This window comes from Streptomyces sp. Tu6071 (assembly GCF_000213055.1).
Taxonomy (GTDB): domain Bacteria; phylum Actinomycetota; class Actinomycetes; order Streptomycetales; family Streptomycetaceae; genus Streptomyces; species Streptomyces evansiae.
Map to the genome: position 1 here is coordinate 50,486 of NZ_CM001166.1, position 21,647 is coordinate 72,132.

Sequence of the window (21,647 nt, forward strand, 5' to 3'; positions counted from 1 at the left end):
GTCCGCCGCGGCCTAGGCCTGGGGAGTGATGGTTGTCGCTTCGAGCGCGGCGCGTAGGGCGTGCACGACGAGGGCGATGTCGGCCTCGGTGAGGTGCTGGTGGAAGGGCAGGCTCAGGATCTCCTCGCCGGCCTGTTCGGTTGCGGGCAGCGACCGGCTCCAGGGTGCGAAGGCGGGCTGGAGATGGTTGGGCGGGTAGTGCACGCCGACGCCGATGTGCGCCTTGCGCAGGTGTGCGAAGACTTCGTCCCGTCGCGGTACGCGGATCTGGCACAGGTGCGGGACGGCGCGGTCGGCGCCGACGTCGATGAGGGGCACGTCGCGAAGGCCGGAGAGGGCGGTGCGGTAGGCGCGCCAGAGGCGGCGCCGGGTGACGGCGGTCTCGTCGAAGTGGTCGAGCTGGGCGAGGCCGATCGCGGCGTTGAGCGCCGAGAGCGGGTAGCGCAGTCCGAAGCCGCCTACCTGGTAGGTGGTGGTCTCGGCGCGTTCGCTCTGGGACTGTTCGATTCCCAGCAGTCTCAGGCGGCGGAGGGTGTGCGCTTCGTCGGGGGTGCGGGGAATGACGGCGCCGCCCTGGCCGCAGGTCAGGTTCTTGATGGCGCCGAAGGAGAAGCAGGTCAGCACTGAGTTGTCGCTGCCGACGAATCCGGTGCCGTCGGGGTTGCGGGAGCCGAAGGCGTGCGCGGCGTCCTCGATGACCGTGATGCCGCGGTGGGCGAGGTCCTCGCGGATCGGGGTGAGGTCGATGGCCCGGCCGCCGAAGAGCACCGGCATCACAGCGGTTGTGGCGTCGGTGATCGCTTCTTTGATCAGGTCCGGGGTGACGCACAGGGTGGTGGCGTCGATGTCGATGAACCGTGGGGTCGCGCCGACGGCGAGGATGGTCTGCACGGTGGCGCAGAACGTCATGGACGGCACGATCACCTCGGCGCCGGGCTGGACGCCGGCCGCGACGAGCGCCGTGTGGAGCGCGGCGGTCCCGGAGGTCACGGCGACGGCGTCGGGTACGCGGAGGTAGTGCGCGAGCCTGCGCTCGAACTCTTCGGTGACGTCGGTGTGCCCGTACTGGCCGCTCTCCAGGACGCGGGCGACGGAGGACGCCTCGTCGCCGTAGAGGAAGGGGCTGGCATTGCGCCTGATGTCGGTGCTCGACGAGTAGCTCACGATCCCTCCTTGGGGCGGATGATCGGCCTGAGCAGGGTGCTCGCGCTTTCCAGGGCCGCGAGCGCTTGGGCTTCCGTGGCGCCTGCGGCGACGATCATGCCGATCTTGTGGCCGGACTGGTCGTGGGGGCGTACGAGATCGCCCGGCTTGGCGTATATCTCGATATCGGTGATGCCGGGGACACCGCGGGCTTCGGCGATGCCTTCCCACGTGATCAGTTCGCCTTCCGTGGCGTGCGGCGAGCCGATCAGCTCCAGGGCCGCGTGCGCGGCGCGCGTGGGTGTCAGGTGGTCGTGGAAGGCTTGTCCGAGGGCGAGGGAGATGAGCGCCCGTACGACGTCGATGCCGTACGCGGCAGCGAGCAGTCGCGGGATGCCGTCTCCTCCGAGGCGTGCGTTGGCCTCGATGACGTGCTCTTGGCCGTCCGGGCCGAGGACCATGTCGAAGTTCGCCGGCCCGTTGTCGATGCCGAGCGCACGGCACAGTCGCTCGGCGGTGGCTTCGAGGTGGCGTTGGGCGGGTGGCGCGAGCTGCGCGGTGCGCATTCGCCGGAGGACGAAGCCCCCGTCGATGAAGTCCTCATCCTTGATGGAGGTCATCACGGCCCTGCCGTCGCGCATGAACACATCGACGGTCACGGGGCGTCCCGGGACGAACTCCTCGGCGATCACGGTGCGGGAGGCGGAGTACGAGCGGGCGTACGCGACAGCACCGGAAAGCTCCTCTGGCGCGTCGATCTGGGTCACGCCCTTGCTGCCCGACCCGTCCGTGGGCTTGATCATGAGCGGGAAGCGCAACCCTGCTGCCTTCGCGACGACTTCTTCCTCGTCCTCCGACGCGATCCACCCGTATCCGCTCACCCCGCAGGACGCGGTGATCGCGTGGAAGGCTCCCTTGTCACCGGCGGCGAGCGCGCCCTCCGGGTACACGTAGGGGGCGCAGTAGCGCTGGCTCAGGGTGTGCCAGGTGGCCAGGGCGGCGTCGCTCGCGCCTCCCACGATCCCGGCGGGACGGACGTCGCCTAGCGCGTCGGCGATGGCGTCGGCGTCCCGCGTCGAGATGATCATCGTGGCGTCGGCGAAGGGGAGAGCGGGAGCCTCGCTCAGCATGTCGACCGCGATGGTCGGGACTCCTCTGCGCCGGGCCTCCTGGTAGAGCGGGATCGTCTCCTCCGAGGCACCCAGAACGAGCAGTGCGTCGTGTGGCCAGTTCTCAGGCATGCGGGCTTCCCTTTCCGGAAGGGATGGTGCGGGCGAGGGGGACGGCGGGGATCTTGCCGCGTGCGATGGGCGCCCACCGGTCGGGGTTTCGGCGGTACCACTCCGCAGTCTCGGCGAGCCCGTCCTCTAGGCGGCGCTTGGGCCGGTAGCCGAGCTGGTCGCGGGCCTTGGCCCAGTCGATCGAGTAGCGGATGTCGTTGGCCGGGCGGTCGGGGATGTAGGTGACGGCGTCCCACGTCGCGCCGCACACGGCGAGCAGGTATCCGGTCAGGTCCTTGCTCGACAGGTCGGCTCCGCCACCGAGGTTGTAGACCTCGCCGGGCTTACCGTCGCGCAGGACGGCCTCGATCCCGGCGCAGTTGTCCTCGACGTGCAGCCAGTTGCGCACATGCTGGCCCCGGTCGTGCAAGGTCACCGGCATCCCCCGCAGGAGCCGGGTGAGGAACAGGGGAATGATCTTCTCGGGGTACTGGTACGGCCCGTAGTTGTTGCTGCTGCGCGTCACACACACAGGGAGTCCGAGGGTCTGGTAGGCGCCGAGCGCTACCAGGTCACCGGCAGCCTTGGAGACGGCGTAGGGGACGGAGGGGCGGAGCGCCGCCTGCTCGGTGGCGCTCCCCTGGACGAGCGGGCCGTAGACCTCGTCGGTCGAGACGTGGACGAACTTGCCGATGGTGTGGCGGTGAGCGGCGTCTACGAGCACTTGCGTCCCGAGGGCGTTCGTGGACAGGAACTCTCTCGCCGCTCCGTAGGAGCGGCCGACGTGGGATTCCGCGGCGAAGTGCACGACGGCGGTGGGGCCGGACGCCATGACGTCGTTCACGAGGTCGGCGTCCTGCACATTGCCGTGGACGAAGCGCAGCTTGTCGGAGAAGAAGGCCGTGCCGAGGTTCTCGACATGACCGGCATAGGTGAGGGCGTCGAGCACGGTGACGCGGGCCACGTCTTCAGCCGTGATGAGCCTCTTCACGAAGTGCGAGCCGATGAAGCCGGCGCCGCCTGTGACGAGCACATGTTCCATGGGTGCCTCCCGGAAGGGAACGGGCCCCGGGGCCGGAGGGTGGTCCCGGGATGCCAGGGAACACGCGGGATGAAACGAACTGCCCCTCACGCGAGGGGGCTCACACATCACAGGCAGAGGCAGCTCTGTGAGCGGCCAGAGCATGTCTTCGCGGCGTACGCTCACAGCCGGGCATCCCGTAGCGAGGGGGCACTGTGGCGCGATGGAGTGACCGCGACTGGTATCCGAACGCCGATCTGGGGCGGATACTGGACTCATCCGGGATGAGTCACGACGCGCTCGCGCTGCGCGTCAACGAACTCACCTGGCATGCCGGAATTCGCACGCAGTACACCAATACGAGTGTTTCCAACTGGGTGAAACGCGGCATGCTCCCCCGCCCTCCGACACCCGACTGCATCGCCGCTGCGCTGGGCGAACACCTGGGCCGACCGGTCCACGTCACCGACATCGGCATGAGCGAACCGCGCGGCACGATTCCCGACATAGGGTTGGATTTCCCGCGTGAGACCGCCGACGCCGTACACGGCGTCCTCGCCTTCTGGAGACACGTGGACCGCAGAGCATTCCTGAACCGCAGTTTCGCCATCGGCGCCTTCGCCGTCCCGGTCACCCGGTGGCTCGCCGTCCCCGCCGACGCCGCGAGCAGTCACCACGATGCTGGAGGCCAGCGCGTGGGGCGCGAGGATATCGCCCACTTGTGGACCGCCGTCGAGGAGGCCCGCGTGGCGGACTCCCAGTTCGGCGGAGGGAACTGGAAGGCGTCCTCCACAGCCGCATGCCTGCGCGAGTACGCCACCCCCCTGCTGAAGGGCACCTACACCGAGGAGACCGGCAAAGCCCTCTTCGGGGTCACCGCCGAACTGACCCGGCAGATCGGCTGGTCCGCCTTCGACGCCGGGCACCAGGGCGCCGCCCAGCGGCACTTCATCCAGGCCCTGCGCCTGGCGCGCGCCGCCGCGGACGTCCAGGCCGGCGCCTACATCCTCACGACCATGTCCCTGGCCGCCTTCCTGCGCGGCCACCCGACCGAAGCCGTCGACATGGCCGAGGGAGCCTACGAGCGCGCGAAAAACCTCCCGAACGCCGAGAAGGTCCTCTCGTTCGCGAAACTCGCACAGGCTCGAGCGCACGCCCGCGCCGGGCAAACACGCGAGGCGACCACCGCACTCGCCCTGTCAGAAAACCTCCTCGACCGGACTCGCACGGAGACGGCTCCGGCGTGGATGGCCTACTACACCCGCGAGCGCCTGGCCACCGACGCCACCGAGATCTACCGCGACCTGGGCCGCACACACGACGCGCTCACCTGGAGCCAGCAGGCCGACACCATGCCAGCCCAGCGCTACACCCGCGCGGTCGGCATCCGGCTCGCGGTGGAAGCATCCGCGCACCTGCACAACAACGACCTGGAACAGGGCCTGGCCGTGGCCGACCACTCAGTGCAGCTCCTGTCAAAAGTCCGTTCCGCTCGCGCCCACGGGTACGTCCACAGCCTCACGACCATGCTGGCGACCCGACAGCGCGACAAGCGCGTCACCGCCTTCATCGAACACGCTCGCCGGAACCTGCCTGCCCCAAGCTAGCGCTCTGACCGCAAAGGCGCCGGCCAGGGGCGGATGTCTTCCTCTGGAACCCGGCCGCCCTCTCCGAGGAGGCACTGCTCGGCCGGATCGCCGCCGACCCCGAAGTCGGGGCCTACCTCGGAGCATCCCCGCGCGCGGGCTCGACGCGAAGATCAAGGTGAAGCTGGACGACCGGCCCGGAGCATCCCCGCGCGTGGGCTCGACTTCTTGGGTGACTCTACGCGTCAGCCCATCTGCGGAGCATCCCCGCGCGCGCGGGCTCGACGGTGCGTGGAGTTTCGATCTCACCCCGAACGCCGGAGCATCCCCGCGCGCGCGGGCTCGACCCGCCGCTTCACCGGGCGGACGAGTCCCTCTCGGGAGCATCCCCGCGCGCGCGGGCTCGACCCGGAGCGTCCACGCCGTGTTCGTCGTGGTGGTGGAGCATCCCCGCGCGCGCGGGCTCGACACGGGCCAGATCGCCGCCCGCGTCGTCGCTCACGGAGCATCCCCGCGCGCGCGGGCTCGACCATAACGTGTGTTAAGCACTACGGCGGCTAGACGGAGCATCCCCGCGCGCGCGGGCTCGACCATCACCGTGACCAACGTCGCCACCGGCGAATCCGGAGCATCCCCGCGCGCGCGGGCTCGACACTTGTTGACCTGCAGTTCTACTGGCAGAAGTGGCCTTTTTTATTCAGTTGTTTTTGGGACGGGCGGAGAGAACAAGGCCGTCGAAGTCGACCGGTTGCCAGCGGTTGCGGCCTGCGGTGCGGACTGCCCAACCCTGTTCGTTGCGGGCTGGTTCGACCAGGATTGCTTGGCCGTCGCCGATGCGGGCGGCGAGGAGTTCCCAGAGGCGGTCTCGGATGCGGCGGCTGGGATTGCCGACGAAGACGCCTGCGCTGGCTTCGATCATCCAGCGGGTTAGGTGGCCTCGTAGTCCGTCTGAGGCGGCGACGAGGATGATGATGGTCATGAGGTGGGGCCGGTTTCGTCGAGATCGGGACCGATGACCGCGATGTGGTTGTCTCCTATTCCGTAGACGGACAAATCTGCTGAGTCGGCGTAGTTGGTTCCCCCGGAAACTGCGCCGACCTGTTCGTCCCACAGGAGGTTGGCTTCGGAGTCCTCGAACTCGGCTCCTTCGGGCGTGAGGAGGTTTTTCACGTCGGTGACGATGCGCGTGAGGAGTTTGTCACGGGTAATGAGGTCGCGGAGGCCGAGTCGTGCGTCGCGTTCTTCGGTGAGTCCTTGGGCGGTGAGGTCGAAGGCGAGGGGGATGGTGTATTCGGCTTTGTAGAGGTCGGCGATGTCCAGGACGAAGGAGGTGGCTTTGCCGGTGTGGACGAAGCCGAGTCCTGGGCTGGCGCCGAGGCCGGTGATGACGGCGTGACAGATGCCGTAGAGGGCTGCGTTGGCGGCGGACAGGAGCCGGTTGAGGTCATCGCCGGCGGCGTGGGCGTCGCCGGCGACGTAGACGCGACCGTTCCAGGGCACTCCGGTGCGTTCCGCGTGGTGGTGGTACTGCTTGCGGACGCGTGTGCCTTCGCGCCCGCGGAGTTGTTGCATGGTCAGGGCCGATACATCTTCGCCGGGGAAGCGCATGCTGTACATGGCTCGCGCTACGGCCAGGCGCTCTTTGGGCCGGGTGACGAGCCATGCCTGGCGGTGCAGGAGGCCGGCGCCCCGGCTGGGGCCGAGGCCGGCAGCGTACATACGGACACCTTGTTCACCGACCCAGCAGACCGTGGTGCCGGAGTCGGCGAGCAGCCGGATGGCCGCGTGGGTGGTGCGGGTGCCGGGGCCGAGGAGCATGACGGCCACCATGGCGGCGGGGACACGGACGGTTTGTCGCTTATTGATGATGACGACGGCGTTCTCGTCGCGGTCGAGATGACTGCGTTCGACGTAGACGCTGGAGACGCGGTCGGTGAGACGGTGCAGGTCGTGGGGGTCGGCTTTCCACCAGATGTCGGCCACGGGCGTCACGCCTTCGCGGGCACAGGGGCGAGGGTGAGGAGCCCGCAGCCGTACGCCTTGGAAGGGCCGATCCCGGCCAGCAGCCGCTGGGTGAGGAGGCTGGGGTCGGTGACGCGGAGTTTTCCCTCGAAGGTCACCATGTGCATGATTACCCGGTCTTCCTTGGAGGCGCGGGTCGGCTTGCCGAAGGAGTGGCGTCGGCGGGTGCTGATACGCACGTCGCGTGGTGGTTCGTCTTGGTCGTCGCGGGTGCCGTCCAGGTGGGAGGCGGCGGGGACGTCGAAGCCCCAGCGGGCTGTGCGGGTCAGGAACCAGCCGAGCTGCGAGGCGGCGGTGCGGTGGCCGAGGCGGAAGCTGCGTCGTGTGCCGCCGTCGAGGCGTTCTTGCTGGCGCTCGGTGGGCTTGTCGGGGCGGTTGGTGTTCTGGACGGGGTTGGCGGTCAGGCGGAAGGCGAACTCCCGGCCCTGCGCCAGCTGTCCGAGCAGGGGCGCGTAGTCCCGTACCGCGTAGTGCTCGCCGTCCGCGCCGGGCCACCCGGCCTGTTCGACGAGGTGGGTCCAGTCGGGTTTTCCGGCGGTGAGAACGAACAGCTCGGGGCGGTGGGGGTTGTCCGCGTCCAGGCGCCACAGGGTGCGGGACTCGTTCGGGAGGGTCGGGACGCCGCCTTGGACCTGGGCGTGCAGGGCGCGGGGGCTGGCGAGGAGGGTGCGGCTCGCGGTGCGCAGAGGGTTGATGCGGATGCGGGAGAGGTAGGGCATGTCGGATCACCAGCCCAGGAGGGCGAAGGGGTCGTGGCCGCCGGTGGATGGCGGCTGGTCGGGGTGGGGTGTGAGGCCGGTGGGGGCGGCGGCGTAGGTGTGCCGGACGCGGCGGCTGGTGTAGGCCCTGCTGGTAGGCGCGAAGGACAGGGGCAGGTCCTCGCGCGTGTCGTCGCCGGCCGGGTCGTCGAGGGTGAGGGGCAGGTCGACGTGGGCGGCGTTGCCGTTGCGGCGTCCCCACCGCTTCCGGACGGCATCGGTGACGTGCCAGGGTTCCGCGCGCAGTACCTCCTCCAGCGGTCCGGTGCGCTGCCCCAGGACGAGCGGCTGCGCGGGGACGCACGAGCGGCGGCCGAGAGCGAGCGGGAAGGCCGGGTGGCGTACCGCGTTTTCGAGGGTGGTGATGAAGTGCGCCGGGCCCTCGATCGCGGCGAGGAAGACAGCGTCCTGGAGGTAGAAGCGCTGGGTGATGTGGGTGTACTTGGCGGGGCCGGTGAGTCTCTGGGTGCCCTTGGCGTTCACCGCGGCGGCCAGGAGCGGGCGGCCGCGGTAGTCGCTGACGGTGTGGTAGTCCCGCAACAGGCTGCCGGCCTGGTCGACCCGGATACCCAGGCCGAGTCCGGCCAGGTCGTCGATGGCGGCGTGCCGCGGGCGCCCGGCGGCCGCGGCCAGCAGCCCGACGATCCCGGACTTGGTGGGTTCGGGACGGGTCTCCCGCCGGTTGAAGGCGCTGCGGTCGCCCCACGCCTGGAGGGGCCCGGCAAGCCGGAGCAGGAGAACCGTGGTGGGACCGGTCGCGGTCATCCCTGGGCCTCCAGGACGGCGCTGACGCACGCGCGCAGGCCCGAGCGCAGCTCGTCGAAGGGGACCGAGGTGCCGAAGGCTTCGGTGAGCGCCTCCACGGTCTCCGTCGCGCCCGGCTTGCCGGAGGCGAAGGTGTGGGTCGCCGCCGCGTGCACTGGGACGTCGCCCCACGCGCTGCGGGCCGCCGCGTACTCGTGGGCCAGGCTGCGTACCGACGCGGCTTGGATGCCGGCTTCCGACACGACGGGTTCCTCGAAGGCGGTGACGAGGTTGACGGGCTGGTCCTCGCGGACCACGACGGCGACGAGGCTGGGCCGGGTGCGGTGGGCGAAGGAGTTCTGGTAGCCGGTGGGCACGGAGCGGGCGAAGCTGTCGACGAAGCGGTCCAGGGCATCGAGGGCCGCTTCGGTGTCACCGCCCAAATTGTCGGCGAGCTGGGCGAAACCCACCGTGGCATACCGGTACAGCGTCGCGGAGTTGAAGGCGATGGTGCCGATCATCCCGGCGCCGGTCTCCTCCTTCTCGGTCTTGTCGTCGACGGCGGTGAAGTAGTCGAACTCCAGCTGTGTCTCGTGCGTCGACAGCGCGTGCGCCACCTGCACGGCGGCGTCGACATTGAGCTTGGGGATGTCGGCGACCATGCGGCCGAACAGCGCCACACCGACCGGGTGTCCGGTGCTGAAGGCGTCGGCGACGGGCAAGTCCTTGAGCTCTGCGGCGAGTTTCTCGTCATCCAGCGCGGCCAGGTCGTGGGCCTGCCCGCTGACGAGAGCGGCGACCGTGTCGAGCTGGGCGTTGCCGTAGAAAAGCAGGTAGGCGGTGTCGCTGGCCTTCTTCCCCTGGCTCAGGTTGAGCCGGGTCAACAACGCGCCGGCGAGCCGGTCGGCCTTGTCACGCTCCAGCTTCGTGTCACGCACGATCCGCTTGGCGAGTTCGCTGGTCAGGCGCCTGGTGCGGGTCGCGCGGTCCGGCTCGGGCACCGTGGTGTCGAAGTGCTTGCGCGTCGCCCGCTTCCACGCCTGGGAGGAGACGCGCGAGCGCCGTGCGCCACCGTAGACGGCCTCTTTCGGGTTCCCCTGGTCGTCACGGTTCACGTTGGCGGGCGGGACCGTCTGGACGATGTGCACGTCGATGAAAAGGCGCTGTGGCATGAGGTCGCTCCAGGGTGAGAGGTAAGTGCTTGTGTGCAAGGTGAGGGGACGTGCGTCCGCTGGAAAAGAGGGGGCCGCTGTCGCGGTGCGGCCGTCGGGCGGCACCGCGGGCCCGCGCTCACGATTCCTTGGAGCGCTGGGTCCAGCCGTAGTAGTCCAGGCCCCAGCGCCGCCGCACTCGTGAGCGCGTTGCGGGGCGACTCCAGTCCTGGACGTCGAGGATCAGGCGGTCGTAGTCGAGCGGGCACTTGATGTCTTTGAGCTGGGTGACCAGCCCGCGCAGCCGGCTCTGCAGCGCCGTCAGGGACGTGGTGGAGAAGGTCTGCTGGAAACGCCGGTCGACCGCGTCCGCACTGGTCTTGTCGTGGCCGCGCAACACGAGCATCGCCCGGCCCAGCCCGACGCCGGGCTGGTGCATGGGACGGTCCTGGCTTTGCTGGTGCAGGCCGTACAGGGCGAGCGCGATGTGCTCGGCTTCCTGCTCGGCGGACATCTGCCCCTTGCGGGCGGCGAAGTCGTCGATGGGGCAGGTGTAGAAGGGGAACATCTCCAGCACGGTGCCGGCGGGACGGGTCAGGCCCCGGCGCAGCACGGCGAGGTCCTCGCCCGGCGGCCGCTTCGCGGCCGCGGTGCCTTTCGTGGTGCGCCAGGTGCCGTCCGCGGCGATGTGGCGGTGCCAGATCCTCTGCGCGGCAGAGCGCTGTTCGGTCATAGCCGTGTCCAGACGTGAGCAGTGAAGTGACAGCGAAGGCCACGGGGGGCCTGCGGGAACGGGACCGGCAGTCCCGTGTGCTCGGGCGGCGGCGCTCAGGATGCGGTGGGCAGGCCGGCCGGTTCTGCGACGCCCGCGGTGCTCTCGCGCCGGGCAGCGGCGGCCCGGTGCAAAATTTCCGCGCGGCGTTTGAGGAAGAACGACTCGGCGAGCGAGACACGGTGGGTCCGCTCAGGCTTCCCTTCCCCCTGAGAAGTGCTCCGGCCCGCGAACGCGCTGACCGGTACGGCCTGGAGCAGCCGGTCCGCGACCGCCCAGGCCCGGCTCCAGGCGAGCTGCTCCCACGCCAGCTGCCCGGCATCGATACGTTCGAGGTCGTCCACATGCCGTATCCCGGCCAGCAGCCGCCGCACCAGCGGATCGAGGGCGTGCAGGACGAGTTCGCCGGGACGCTGGCCCCGGTCCCACGGAATGGGCTCGGTGCCAAGCGCGCGACGCAGGTCGGCGGAGAGATGGTTGACGGCGGCGGCCAGTTGCTCCGCCTGCTCGCACACTTCCAGCAGAGCGGAGCGGACGAAGCTGTCCACCTCGAGCGCGGCCAGCGGGAGGGGGAGCGCGTCGTGCATGACGTCGTCGACGACCGCCGACTGATTGCCGTAGGCGACACCCGTGAGCTCCACCCGCAGCGGGTAGCCCTCACCAAGCTCGGCGACGAGACCTCCGGCCTGATCCAGTACCTTGCTCGTCACGAACCCGCTCGTCCCCTCCCCCGCCTCCCGCGTCGCACGTTCCGTGGCGAGGAGCGCGTCCAGGCCCCGCCACACGGCCTTCCCCGGCTGAAGACGCAACGGCCGGCGCGGCGGCACAATGCGTCCCTTGTTCTTGGCGGGCTTGCGGCCACCCGTGGGTTCCGTGCGCCACATGGTGTGCGGCTCGATCTCCGGCGTGTACGGCATCCGGTCCCCGGCCGCGACCAGGACTCGCGTCACACGCACGCCCTCCTCGGTGGCCTCGGGAACGAGCAGGGCCCGGCGGGACTGCCAGGTCCACAAATCCAGCAGCCCCTGCGGGAGACGCTCCTGCCAGCGCGGCGTCCCGGCCGACAGCGGATGCTCGGCATCCCGTCGCCGCCATTGCGGCAGATCCGCCGACACGGGAGCGGCGCCCACGGGGAGGTTCAGCAGCAGCGTCTCGAACAGGGTCCTGCCCGCCAGGAGCGTGACGCCCATCTGGCCAAGCGGGCCCGTCGGGTTCCCTGTGGTCTTGCCCGCCTTCGCCTGCGGGTCGCCGACCGCCCCGGTCTTGATCGCCGCCGTATCCCAGCAGTGGGTGTGCAGCAGCCAGAGCACGGCCTGCGCCGGCGTCAGAGCGAACACGTCCCCTTCCGTACGCGAGGCGAACAGCGGGACGTTGTTCCCGGTCGCCGCGTGCGGCACGATCAGGGCGGCATTCTTCGTCTCCCCCCTCGGGGTGTGCAGCCCGGCCACCTGCGCAAATGGCCGCACCGGATCGAAGAGACCGAACGCCTCACGGTACGCGTCCAGATACGCGGTGAGCCGCGCGCGCTGCTCGGGCGTCCAGCGCCCGGCGGCGAACCATTGCGTCCATTCCCGCTCGTCAGCGGGACGGCCCAGCGCATCGACGACCACCGGAAGAAGCAGCTGCCGCAGTACCGCCGGCCGCTGGGTGGCACTCTCCACCGCCAGGTCCCCGAACTCGTGCGCGTCCAGCAGCACCGTACTCAGCGAACGCTCCCGCGCCAGACCGCCGACCGCCGGCGGCACACGCAGCCACCGCTCCTCGAGCAGGGAAAACCCAAACCCCATCAATCCCCCTTGAAACCTTCTCTGTTTAACCTACGCACACCCACCACGCGCGCGGGCAGGTTTCCCGCAATCCGATGCGAGAATCCGTTGACCGACAACCGACCCCACCCCTGGCGCTGTCCGCGGGGATGATCCCCTTCTCTGTTTCCGCAGCGGATCGGGAAAGCCGTCGACCCCGCATCACGCGGGGAGACCAGCCGGGGTGCCCGGCCACCGCCCGGCACCCCGGCCCTCATACCTGCCGCAACCCCAGCACGCCGTCGTACGCCACCGCGAAATCGCCCAGCCGGGCCCTACCCGAGGCGTCCAGCACCAGAGCACGGCTGCGGCCGAGCCACGGATGCCCGTGCCAGCCCGGCAGCGGCGCCAGCCCTGCGGCCGCCTTGGTGAACTTCGCGGGCAGCCGCACCACGGAACCGAGTACCTCCTCCAGCACCTCTGGAGCCACGTCCCCGTTGACACTCAGCGCCCGCCCCGCAAGCGTCCGGAACGCTCCGTCGTCCCCGTCGCGGCGCACGAGCACGACCTCCACGGACTCGTCCCCGTCCCGTACCGCCGCCCGCAACGCGTCCTCACCGCCGCCCGCCGTCCCCCCGCCGTAATGCAACCCGGCCAGCGTCCGCCGCTCGTGCTCACCCGGCCCCGTCAGCAAAAACTGCCGCGCGTTCTGCGCCCGCTCCCGGTCCTGCGTCTCCTGCTCGCTCCGGGCCGCCTCACCCGCCGTACGCCACCCCTCGGGCAAGAGCGACTCCTCATCCCCGTACACCTCCTCGACCAGAGCGGGCACCCGCCCCGGAACCGGCCACACCCCGCCCGCACCCGCCTTCGCCCCCACACCCGCACCGGGCAGTACGGCCGCCGTCCGCAACAGCAGATGACGCCCGTAGATCCCCTCACTCGCGGACACGAACTCCGGCTCCCGCCCCTCACGAGGACTGAAACCCGTCACGAAGACACGCGGAACCCGCAGCCCCTCCGGCCTCCACGTGCCCTCGTGCCGGTGCAAGCGCCCCACGCGCTGCAACAAAAGATCCACCGGCGCCACATCCGTGACCAGCACATCCGCATCCACATCGAAAGACTGCTCCGCAAGCTGCGTCGCCACCACGACCAACCGCCCCGAACGCGAACGCCCCGCCCCCGGCCCCAGCAGCCGCAAACACTCCTCCGTCAGCTCCGCACGCCGCGCCACCGTGAACCGCGCGTGCAGCAACCGCACCTCATCCCCGCCAAAACGCCCCCGCAACTCCTCGAAAAGGCTCTGCGCCCGCGCCACCGAATTACGGATCACCAGCGCCGTACCACCCCCGGCAAGCTCACCGGCCAGCAACTCCCCCACCCGCGCATCCGCAGAAGCCTGCGCCCGCTCCCGCTCCTCACGCGAACTCCCCCGCCCCGGAACCGCCTCAGGAACCACCCGCACCTCAACCCCGAGATCCGCCCGCCAGCTACCCGTCGCCCGAACCCGGATCTGCGGCTCGCCCCCAGCCGGCGACCACGCGGTCGTCACACTCGGATACCCCTCAGCGGCCGGCACCTCGACCCGCAACTCCTCCACGGACGCCGCACCCGCCAGATACGCCTCCAGCAAGCCCCGCCGCTGCGCCGGGGCCAGCGTCGCCGACAGCACCACCACCGGGACCCCCGCCTGCCCCAGCCACCGCAACGCCTCGTGCAAGAACTGACTCATGTACACGTCGCACGCGTGCACCTCGTCCAGCACCACGACCTTCCCGCCCAGCCCCGCCATCCGCAACATCACATGCCGCGTCCGCGTCGCCGCATACAGCAGCTGATCAACCGTCCCCACCACGAACGGAGCCAGCAGACCCCGCTTCGACCCCAAAAACCACTCCACCAGAGCCTGACACTCCAGCTCCCCACCCCCCTCCCCGCTCACACCGAACGGATCACCAGCCAAACCGAACTCATCCACCCCACCAAAGGCCTCCCTCGCCCCCGCCCCCTCCTCCACCAGCCCCTTCCACTCCCGGTTGAACGCCCGCTTGCCGTGCAACAGCACCACCCGCGACGCGAACTCCTCCGAAACCGCCCCCAGCCACCCACGCACCCGGGAGAACATCGGGTCACTCGTCGCCTGCGTCGGCATCCCCACGAACACACCGTCCGCACCAAACCGCGCCGCCAGAACCTCCGCGGCGAACAGCGCCGCCTCCGTCTTCCCCTCCCCCGTCGGAGCCTCCACCACCACCAGCCCCGCACCCCCCATATCCCCCATCGCGTCGACGACCATCCGCTGCGCCGGCCGCGGCACACACCCGAACCGCCCCGCAAAAACCTCCCGCCCCGGCACACCCCGCTCACCCCAGCCACCACGCAGCCCCAGCGCCTTCCACGCCCCCGCGGCCCGCCGACGAGAACCCTCCGCACTCACCTCTCGCAGGTCATCGACCCCACCGAAGTACCGCTCGTCGCTCGCGATCCAGTCCGCCATCACCACCAGACCACTCACCTGCAACTGCAATGCCCTCGACGGAACAACCACAGGCTCCACCTCCGCCGGCCCCGCAAAGCCCACCTCGCGCGAGACCACATCGAGCAGTGCGCGCTGAACCTCCCGCCACACCCCGATCCCGCGCAACTGCCGCTTCGCGGACCCCGGTTCACGCACGTCCTTCAGCGTCGGGAAAGCCCCGTGGTGACCGGCGACCAGCGGCCACACCCAGTCCACCTGCTCGCCACTCCACCCCACCTCCCCCAGCAACTCCCGAACGATCAGCCCACCGGCCCAGTCGTGCCGCCAACGCTGCTTCGCCCCCGCTACAGCCGAAGGCTCGTGCCACGTCAACCCAGCAGCACGAACCGCCTCAGCCCCCTCATCCCACAACCGCTGATGCGCAGGCGTCGCCTTCCCGCAGTCATGCACCGCGCACAACCACACAAACAACCCACGCCCACACCCCACCCCACCCGCCACCTCATCCAGCGCCGAACGCGTCGCCGGCGCCAAGAACTCCTCCCACATCAGCTCCGCAACCGCCGCCGTATCCAGCAGATGCCCCAGCAGAAGACTCGTCCTCCCCGCAGCCCTCTCCCGCGACTTCCCCCACAACGTCTCCAGCCCCCGCACCACCGCCGCGCCGTACCTCAACGCCAGCTCATTCACATCCACCGAAAACCCCCACCTCACACACGAATTCGAGAACCGGATCGTAAACGGCACCACCGACAACACCCTCTGAACTGCACAAACGATAAGGAGAATCACCAAAACGACACCCGCCACCCCCGACCCCGTGATACAAGGGCACCGCCCGAACCCAGATGGGCTGACCCGCACCCGCAGGCCCCCACCCCCCCACCGCCGCGGCGACACGCGTGCCACCCGCCGCCAGGGATGTTCCGGGCCGCTTCGAGGAGACAGGCAGCATCGCCCGGTTGCCCCCGCGCCTGCGGGATCCTCCAAGCTGGACCTCATATGGCAGGACCCGTCTGGCGTCGACCCCGCGCACGCGGAGATCCTCCGTTGAGGCCGCAGCCGGGCATCCACTCGCTCAGGTCGCGGGTACCCTCCTACCCGTCGATCCACCGGTCGTGAAAGCCCTCGGTCGGCCCCGTGCTCGTAGGGATGGGGCGCCCGGACCGTCCTGGTGGCGACATCAGCGTGACGGCGTCGACCTCGCGCTCGCGGGGGATCCTCCGATCCTCGCGCGCCTGGAAGCGGACGGTCCGCTGTCGACTCCACGCTCGCGGGGATCTTCCGGCCGCTCGGTGCGCGCGCGGCGAGCGATCCTGTCGGCCCTGCGCTGGTGGGGATCAGTCGCGCCGCCGAGCGGCTTTCGGGGGTTTTCGGGGGTTACGGTGTTGACGTGGAGGGTGAGAGCTGGTGGGGGCGAGCTGTTGTTTCTGTTCTGGGCTCAGTAGCCGGCCGGAAAGCAACTGAAGGAAAACCGGCAGACCGGCTGGTATGACTGCAGGTCAGCAAGCGTCGGCCCCGCGCACGCGGGGATCTTCCAGCTGACCCGGGGGCGTCGCCGGGAGAACGAGGGTCGGCCCCGCGCACGCGGGGATCTTCCGGGCGCGGGCGGGGGGCCGGACGTCCTCAACGGGTCGGCCCCGCGCACGCGGGGATCTTCCGCGTCTGCGGGCCGCCTGGCGGCGCGTCGGCGCGTCGGCCCCGCGCACGCGGGGATCTTCCGGTCTCGTTCAGCGAGGCCGCGCTCGAGCGGGCGTCGGCCCCGCGCACGCGGGGATCTTCCGTCCCACAGCCGGTAGAGCATCTGGAACGGCACGTCGGCCCCGCGCACGCGGGGATCTTCCGAACCAGCGTCGGCGTGACAACAAGGGGCAAGGTGTCGGCCCCGCGCACGCGGGGATCTTCCTGGTCGTGAGCTGTTCGCCGATCAGGTGCACGGGTCGGCCCCGCGCACGCGGGGATCTTCCGACGCAGGACGGCCGCTCGCCCGCGCTCGAACTGTCGGCCCCGCGCACGCGGGGATCTTCCCACGGTGTCGGTCGGGATGAGGACCAGTGGCATGTCGGCCCCGCGCACGCGGGGATCTTCCGCGGATCAGGGGCAGTCGTCGCAGGCTCCACCGGTCGGCCCCGCGCACGCGGGGATCCTCCGCGGCTGCACGCCTCGCGGCGGCGCGTCGGCGCGTCGGCCCCGCGAGCGCGGGGATCCTCCGGACAAGCCGTACCTGTCCGCCGAGTCGGCTCCGGTCGGCCCCGCGCCCGCGGGGATCCTCCGATCGCCTCCGCGAGGCCGAAGCGAGGGAGGTGGTCGGCCCCGCGCCCGCGGGGATCTTCCCAGGCCGGGTGCCTCCGGCTCGGCACGGCGGGCGTCGACCCCGCGCACGCGGGGTCCTCCGCTGGAGAGCGGCGGCGCGCGCACCTGGCAAGGTCGACTCGCGCTCGCGGGGGATCCTCCGGCGCCCTGTGCTCCCCCCTCGGCCCGCTGGGTCCCGACCCCGCGCTCGCAGGGATCCTCCTCCGCTGGCTCGCCGACGTGTTCAGGGCCATCGGCCCAGCGCTCGCGGGGATCCTCCGGGACTCTTGCGCGAGGCCGCAGGCACACCGAGCGTCGACCCCACGCTCGTAGAGATCGTCCGCGCTCTCGGTGTGGCTGGCCGGCGATACGGTGTACGTGTGGGGGTGAGAGCTGGTGGGTTCGGGCGGTTGTTTCTGTTCTGGGCTCAGCGGCCGGACCGGAAAGCCACCGAAGGGAAACTGGCAGACCTGCCGGTATGACCGCAGGTCAGCAAGTGTTGCCCCCGCGCCTGCGGGGATTTTCCCGAGCCTGAGCGCGAACAGGCGCTCGGGAGGATGTTGCCCCCGCGCCTGCGGGGATTTTCCTACTGGGCGTGTGCGTCGGTGTTCCCACCGATCGTTGCCCCCGCGCCTGCGGGGATTTTCCGGACCTCTTCGAGTCGTTCGCCGCCCTCGCCCGGTTGCCCCCGCGCCTGCGGGGATTTTCCCTCACCAGCTACGACCGTCCCACCGCCCGGAACGTTGCCCCCGCGCCTGCGGGGATTTTCCGAGCAGCCGCAGACCACCGACGTGTGGAACGTGGTCGCCCCCGCGTCGGCGGGGATTTTCCGTCCACCCCCGCCGCCTCGGCCCCGGACATGTGGTTGCCCCCGCACCTGCGGAGATGCTCCGGTTCGGTGGGCGGAGTGCCACGGCTCGATCGGGGCCGGGTTGTCGCCGTGTTCGTTGGTGTCATCGCCTATGGGCTTCTCCTCTTCTTGGTGGATGAGGTGTTCTGCGTCCCGAGTGGGGCGGAAGTCGTAGGTCACTCTGGGCTGCACGGCCCCTTCTCAGCGTAGGACGTGAGGCGGTACGACTCACGTCCAGGGCTGGCAGGCGAAGAGACGGCCGGCCGTGCCGGGGCCCGACATGGGTTCCACGACATCGATGAGGGTGACGTCTTCGGCGAGGCCGCGGTGCCACGCGCACCAGGCGATGGTGCGGGCGAGGCCGCCGCTTATCGTTCGTCCCTGCCGTAGCAGCAGCGGCGGCAGCCGCGGGGGAACCAGGCTGGCCCGGTGCGGGTGGCGGGGCGGGCGCCGAGGTCGATGTCGTCGATGCCGGGCTGGAGCGTGGTCTCGCACCACACGCAGGCGGCGCCGCGCCGCTGCTCGGCCGTGAGCGTCTCGACGGCGGGAAGGAGGTCCGCGTCCAGTTGGGTACTCACCGCTCCATCACCTCCATCTCCCGCGCGTCGAGGAGCGCTTCACGGAGGAGGCGTGCGGGAGTGAGGAGACCGGTGCCGTAGGGCGGGTGCAGCCAAGTGCGCCCGGCGGCGCCGATGCCGGGTGCGGGGCAGTCGAGCACCCACCCGGCGGGGTGGGCGAGGGTGCCCGGGACGTCGGTGAGGAGGGTCGCGGTCCCGGCGGCCACGAGCCACCAGGCGCGGCGAGCGTCGGAGGACCCCTGGACGGGACCGGCGTTGCCGCTCATCCGGAGCACGCACAAGGCGTCGATCGACGGGTAGAGCGGGGCCTCGACGACCCGCCAGATTCCCGTCGAGGGCACCGGCGCGAGCCGTTCCCGCTGCCAGTCGGCGTAGGCGGGGGACGGGTCGAGCAGGGTTTCGGTCAGCCATGCGCACCCGGGGTGGGCCCTCGGGAGGAGAGTCGAGGTCATGCTGCGCCTCCTGCGCCCGGCCCCGTAGGTCGCGGCGTGCACGGGCTTGCGATAGGGGCTGCCGCAGATCACAGACGCTAGGGATGTGACGTGCGACACGGCCAGGCATGTGCAGATCTGTGCATCCGCCTCCCCTCGAACGGGTGGTCAACGAGCTGGGCCCTTGACGGGGACCGCCAGTTCGCTGACGGTGTCGCACACAGCTGCACACCCCCATACCTGGAGGGCACCATGTCGTTACGGTTCATCGGGATCGACCCGAACACAGGAGACAAGGAGAGCCCGACCGTCTGGGTGGACGAGGAGCACAGCGAGCTGGTCTTCCAGGGCTGGGTGCCGTCACCGGCCCTGGAGGCGGAGTGCACGGCCACGGAGGTACCGGGCCACGCGAAGGGGATTCCCGAGGGGGAAGCGGTCGTCCGCATCCCGGCCCGGATGGTGGAGATGGTGAGGGAGGCGTGCGATGCCATCGAGCAAGCCCACGTTCGATGAGCTGATCGCGACGTGCCGGAGCGCTCTCCACCTGGAGATGCGCGACGCCTACGCCGTGGACTACGAGAAGGGTCCCTTCGCGGACTGGCGCGCCGGACACCGGCTCAACCCGGCGGAACGCGAGACCTGGTGGCGTCCGTGGCTCGACCTCATCAGCGAAACGGTCGACCGCGGCGCGGAAGTGCGGCGCGCGCGGATCGTGTCCGAGCCGGTCAGCGAGTACACCCGCTTCCTCTACGACGGCACCTTCACCAATGTGGCCGCCGGGGAGCAGGTCCGCTGGCTGCCCCGACGCCAGGCATCCGACATTCCCCTGCCGGGCAATGACTTCTGGCTCTTCGACGGCGTGTGGGTGCACTGGAACCACTTCGCCGGGGACGGGTCATCGCTCGGCGCGGAGATCACCGACGATCCCCGCGCGGCGGCTGTGTGCCGTGACGCCTTCGAGCAGGTGTGGGAACGAGCTACACCGCACGACGAGTACAAGATCCGCTGAGCAGAAAGACCGCGTGCCGCCCCCCATGCCCACCTCTCCGTCGTCGTCCGCCCAAGCGGCCCGACAGGCCGTGGCCGAGCGGCTGCGCGACCTCCGCCGAGCCGCAGGGCTCACGGTGACAGAGCTGGGGGCGGCGTGCGGCTGGCACCACGCAAAGACGTCCCGGATCGAGAACGCCCGTACCGCGCCCTCGGCCAAGGACATCACCGCCTGGTGCCGTGCATGCGGAGTTGAGGCGCTGACCGGGGACCTGGTGGCGCAGTCCCTCAACGCCGAGTCGATGTACAGCGAGTGGCGCGACCAGATGCGGGGCGGAATAAAGCGCCTCCAGGAGTCCTTGACGGACTTCTACCGGGAGACGCGCCTGTTCCGGGTCTACTCCTCCACGCTCATCCCCGGGCTGTTGCAGACGGAGGGATACGCCGCGGGCCTCCTCACGGCCATCGCCGACTTCCGCCAGATCCCGGTGAACGACGGGGCGGAGGCGGGCGCCGCCCGGGTGGCCCGGTCTCGGGTCATCTACGAGCCCGGCCACCGCTTCGTCCTCCTGATCGAGGAGGCCGCCCTCTACTACCGGATCGGCGACGACGAGGCAATGGCCGCCCAACTCGGCTTTCTCCTCACGGCTGGTGCCCTGCCCGCCGTGTCGCTGGGCATCGTCCCCTCGTCGCACCCACAGCGTCGGCAGTGGCCGCACGAGACGTTCCACATGTACGACGACGCCTTCGTGTCGGTCGAACTGCTCTCCGCGCAGGTGAAGCTGACCCAGCCCTCCGAGATCGCCCTGTATTTGCGGGCGTTCGAAGAGCTGCGGAGCATGGCCGTCTACGGCGCGGACGCGCGCGCTCTGGTCGTGCGGGCGATCGACGCGTTGCGGTAGCCGAAACGGTAGAGGCGGCCCTCCACGCGCGTGGCGGGGGAAGGTCGCTGAAGTTGCTGAAAACCGGCTGCCGGGTCAGTAACGTTGCAGGTCACGAAGTATGGTCCCCGCACGCGCGGGGATGGCCCCACGCTCGGTCGTGGCCTGGGATGCCCGTGCTGATGGTCCCCGCACGCGCGGGGATGGCCCCATGGACACCCCCGACGAGGACTTCCAGACGGTATGGTCCCCGCACGCGCGGGGATGGCCCAAACAGCAGGTCAGCGACATGCCGGAAGTCGAAATGGTCCCCGCACGCGCGGGGATGGCCCCGAAGGTCGCCTTCTCGGGTTTCACGGATGCGGATGGTCCCCGCACGCGCGGGGATGGCCCCCAGGTGCCGCAGAGCGAGCACTGCCACATCGAATGGTCCCCGCACGCGCGGGGATGGCCCCCACTCGTCCTCGTAGCCGTGCGTCACCCACCTATGGTCCCCGCACGCGCGGGGATGGCCCCCGGGCTGGGTCCGTCGGTAAGACGACCGTGGGATGGTCCCCGCACACGCGGGGATCCTCCACGGCGGCCTCCACCGCCACCGCGCTCATCGGCGTCGGCCCCGCGAGCGCGGGGATCCTCCGCGGGCGAAGCGCTGCGCGACCTTCTCGCAGAAGTCGGCCCCGCGCCCGCGGGGATCCTCCGCCGTTGTAGACGTTCACGACAGACCGGTCCTGGTCGTCCCCGCGTGCGCAGGGATCCTCCGTGCGGACTTGAGGTCATCGCCAGACATTTCCGGTCGGCCCCGCGCACGCGGGGATCTTCCGACCGCTCGGGGCGGCGCGCCGGCCGAACCTGTCGGCACCGCGCTCGTGGGGATCAGTCGCGCCGCCGAGTGGGTTTCGGGGGTTACGGTGTTGATGTGGAGGGTGAGAGCTGGTGGAGACGGGCTGTTGTTTCTGTTCTGGGCTCAGCGGCCGGTCGGAAAGCAAC

At 70.3% G+C, this 21,647-nt stretch carries 17 protein-coding genes and 3 CRISPR repeat arrays; of the genes, 4 read left to right on the plus strand and 13 right to left on the minus strand.

Annotation, left to right across the window (positions count from 1 at the left end):
• Positions 1–12: 12 nt before the first annotated feature.
• The 3 genes from STTU_RS31675 to STTU_RS31690 are packed head-to-tail and all read right to left on the minus strand — an operon-like array spanning position 13 to position 3,405.
• Positions 13–1,164: a DegT/DnrJ/EryC1/StrS family aminotransferase gene (locus STTU_RS31675; protein ID WP_043257903.1), complete on the minus strand. Its 1,152-nt coding sequence runs from the start codon at positions 1,162–1,164 to the stop codon at positions 13–15.
• The gene (locus tag STTU_RS33700) at positions 1,161–2,384 is read right to left on the minus strand and encodes an ATP-grasp domain-containing protein (RefSeq protein ID WP_106432248.1); all 1,224 of its coding nucleotides are present in this window, start codon (positions 2,382–2,384) and stop codon (positions 1,161–1,163) included. Before STTU_RS33700 ends, STTU_RS31675 begins: the two co-directional genes overlap by 4 nt.
• On the minus strand, positions 2,377–3,405 hold the full coding sequence (locus STTU_RS31690; protein ID WP_007830644.1) for a dTDP-glucose 4,6-dehydratase: 1,029 nt from the start codon (positions 3,403–3,405) through the stop codon (positions 2,377–2,379). The genes STTU_RS33700 and STTU_RS31690 overlap by 8 nt, the downstream gene beginning before the upstream one ends.
• Before the next feature lie 263 nt (positions 3,406–3,668).
• Between STTU_RS31690 and STTU_RS31695 the strand changes: the two genes are divergently transcribed.
• On the plus strand, positions 3,669–4,991 hold the full coding sequence (locus STTU_RS31695; RefSeq protein ID WP_007830646.1) for a hypothetical protein: 1,323 nt from the start codon (positions 3,669–3,671) through the stop codon (positions 4,989–4,991).
• Between the two features lie 237 nt (positions 4,992–5,228).
• Positions 5,229–5,623: a CRISPR direct-repeat array (repeat unit 28 nt; unit sequence GGAGCATCCCCGCGCGCGCGGGCTCGAC).
• A 44-nt stretch (positions 5,624–5,667) separates the two neighbouring features.
• Here the strand turns inward: STTU_RS31695 and cas2e are convergent.
• The 10 genes from cas2e to STTU_RS31740 all read right to left on the minus strand — a co-directional run bounded on the left by cas2e (position 5,668) and on the right by STTU_RS31740 (position 18,813).
• Positions 5,668–5,949 (minus strand): type I-E CRISPR-associated endoribonuclease Cas2e, encoded by a 282-nt coding sequence (gene cas2e / locus STTU_RS33705; protein ID WP_078519124.1) that lies wholly within the window; start codon positions 5,947–5,949, stop codon positions 5,668–5,670.
• A complete protein-coding gene (gene cas1e / locus STTU_RS31700; RefSeq protein ID WP_007830650.1) occupies positions 5,946–6,953 on the minus strand; it encodes a type I-E CRISPR-associated endonuclease Cas1e in 1,008 nt (335 codons plus the stop codon). Before cas1e ends, cas2e begins: the two co-directional genes overlap by 4 nt.
• 5 nt (positions 6,954–6,958) lie before the next feature.
• Positions 6,959–7,711, minus strand: coding sequence for a type I-E CRISPR-associated protein Cas6/Cse3/CasE (cas6e, locus tag STTU_RS31705; protein WP_007830651.1), 753 nt, complete (start codon positions 7,709–7,711; stop codon positions 6,959–6,961).
• Between the two features lie 6 nt (positions 7,712–7,717).
• Positions 7,718–8,515 (minus strand): type I-E CRISPR-associated protein Cas5/CasD, encoded by a 798-nt coding sequence (gene cas5e / locus STTU_RS31710; protein WP_043257905.1) that lies wholly within the window; start codon positions 8,513–8,515, stop codon positions 7,718–7,720.
• On the minus strand, positions 8,512–9,666 hold the full coding sequence (cas7e, locus tag STTU_RS31715) for a type I-E CRISPR-associated protein Cas7/Cse4/CasC (protein WP_007830653.1): 1,155 nt from the start codon (positions 9,664–9,666) through the stop codon (positions 8,512–8,514). The genes cas5e and cas7e overlap by 4 nt, the downstream gene beginning before the upstream one ends.
• 118 nt (positions 9,667–9,784) lie before the next feature.
• On the minus strand, positions 9,785–10,378 hold the full coding sequence (gene casB / locus STTU_RS31720; RefSeq protein ID WP_007830654.1) for a type I-E CRISPR-associated protein Cse2/CasB: 594 nt from the start codon (positions 10,376–10,378) through the stop codon (positions 9,785–9,787).
• A 95-nt stretch (positions 10,379–10,473) separates the two neighbouring features.
• Positions 10,474–12,204, minus strand: coding sequence for a type I-E CRISPR-associated protein Cse1/CasA (casA, locus tag STTU_RS31725; protein ID WP_007830655.1), 1,731 nt, complete (start codon positions 12,202–12,204; stop codon positions 10,474–10,476).
• Positions 12,205–12,436: 232 nt separating this feature from the next.
• Positions 12,437–15,337 (minus strand): CRISPR-associated helicase/endonuclease Cas3, encoded by a 2,901-nt coding sequence (locus STTU_RS31730; protein WP_043257906.1) that lies wholly within the window; start codon positions 15,335–15,337, stop codon positions 12,437–12,439.
• An 815-nt stretch (positions 15,338–16,152) separates the two neighbouring features.
• Positions 16,153–17,037: a CRISPR direct-repeat array (repeat unit 28 nt; unit sequence GTCGGCCCCGCGCACGCGGGGATCTTCC).
• Between the two features lie 394 nt (positions 17,038–17,431).
• A CRISPR array of direct repeats spans positions 17,432–17,764; the repeat unit is 28 nt.
• 387 nt (positions 17,765–18,151) lie between these two features.
• Positions 18,152–18,361, minus strand: a complete 210-nt coding sequence (locus tag STTU_RS31735; protein WP_043257907.1) for a hypothetical protein — start codon at positions 18,359–18,361, stop codon at positions 18,152–18,154.
• Complete coding sequence (locus tag STTU_RS31740; protein WP_043257908.1) at positions 18,358–18,813, minus strand: hypothetical protein; 456 nt, start codon at positions 18,811–18,813, stop codon at positions 18,358–18,360. Before STTU_RS31740 ends, STTU_RS31735 begins: the two co-directional genes overlap by 4 nt.
• A 231-nt stretch (positions 18,814–19,044) precedes the next feature.
• Here STTU_RS31740 and STTU_RS31745 point away from each other — a divergent pair, with 231 nt between their 5' ends.
• From STTU_RS31745 to STTU_RS31755, 3 genes are read left to right on the plus strand one after another with little or no spacing between them, the layout of a single operon-like run.
• Complete coding sequence (locus STTU_RS31745; protein WP_007827644.1) at positions 19,045–19,305, plus strand: hypothetical protein; 261 nt, start codon at positions 19,045–19,047, stop codon at positions 19,303–19,305.
• A complete protein-coding gene (locus STTU_RS31750) occupies positions 19,277–19,801 on the plus strand; it encodes a DUF6879 family protein (protein WP_043256162.1) in 525 nt (174 codons plus the stop codon). The genes STTU_RS31745 and STTU_RS31750 overlap by 29 nt, the downstream gene beginning before the upstream one ends.
• 25 nt (positions 19,802–19,826) lie before the next feature.
• On the plus strand, positions 19,827–20,681 hold the full coding sequence (locus STTU_RS31755; RefSeq protein WP_043257702.1) for a helix-turn-helix domain-containing protein: 855 nt from the start codon (positions 19,827–19,829) through the stop codon (positions 20,679–20,681).
• Positions 20,682–21,647: the final 966 nt, after the last annotated feature.

What these genes read in the sequence shown, in the direction of transcription:
- STTU_RS33700 (WP_106432248.1), bottom strand. Translation starts at nt 2,384, where the DNA reads ATGCCTGAGAACTGGCCACACGACGCACTGCTCGTTCTGGGTGCCTCG.
- STTU_RS31690 (WP_007830644.1), bottom strand. Translation starts at nt 3,405, where the DNA reads ATGGAACATGTGCTCGTCACAGGCGGCGCCGGCTTCATCGGCTCGCAC.
- STTU_RS31695 (WP_007830646.1), top strand. Translation starts at nt 3,669, where the DNA reads ATGAGTCACGACGCGCTCGCGCTGCGCGTCAACGAACTCACCTGGCAT.
- cas2e (WP_078519124.1), bottom strand. Translation starts at nt 5,949, where the DNA reads ATGACCATCATCATCCTCGTCGCCGCCTCAGACGGACTACGAGGCCAC.
- cas6e (WP_007830651.1), bottom strand. Translation starts at nt 7,711, where the DNA reads ATGCCCTACCTCTCCCGCATCCGCATCAACCCTCTGCGCACCGCGAGC.
- cas5e (WP_043257905.1), bottom strand. Translation starts at nt 8,515, where the DNA reads ATGACCGCGACCGGTCCCACCACGGTTCTCCTGCTCCGGCTTGCCGGG.
- cas7e (WP_007830653.1), bottom strand. Translation starts at nt 9,666, where the DNA reads ATGCCACAGCGCCTTTTCATCGACGTGCACATCGTCCAGACGGTCCCG.
- casB (WP_007830654.1), bottom strand. Translation starts at nt 10,378, where the DNA reads ATGACCGAACAGCGCTCTGCCGCGCAGAGGATCTGGCACCGCCACATC.
- casA (WP_007830655.1), bottom strand. Translation starts at nt 12,204, where the DNA reads ATGGGGTTTGGGTTTTCCCTGCTCGAGGAGCGGTGGCTGCGTGTGCCG.
- STTU_RS31740 (WP_043257908.1), bottom strand. Translation starts at nt 18,813, where the DNA reads ATGACCTCGACTCTCCTCCCGAGGGCCCACCCCGGGTGCGCATGGCTG.
- STTU_RS31745 (WP_007827644.1), top strand. Translation starts at nt 19,045, where the DNA reads ATGTCGTTACGGTTCATCGGGATCGACCCGAACACAGGAGACAAGGAG.
- STTU_RS31750 (WP_043256162.1), top strand. Translation starts at nt 19,277, where the DNA reads ATGCCATCGAGCAAGCCCACGTTCGATGAGCTGATCGCGACGTGCCGG.
- STTU_RS31755 (WP_043257702.1), top strand. Translation starts at nt 19,827, where the DNA reads ATGCCCACCTCTCCGTCGTCGTCCGCCCAAGCGGCCCGACAGGCCGTG.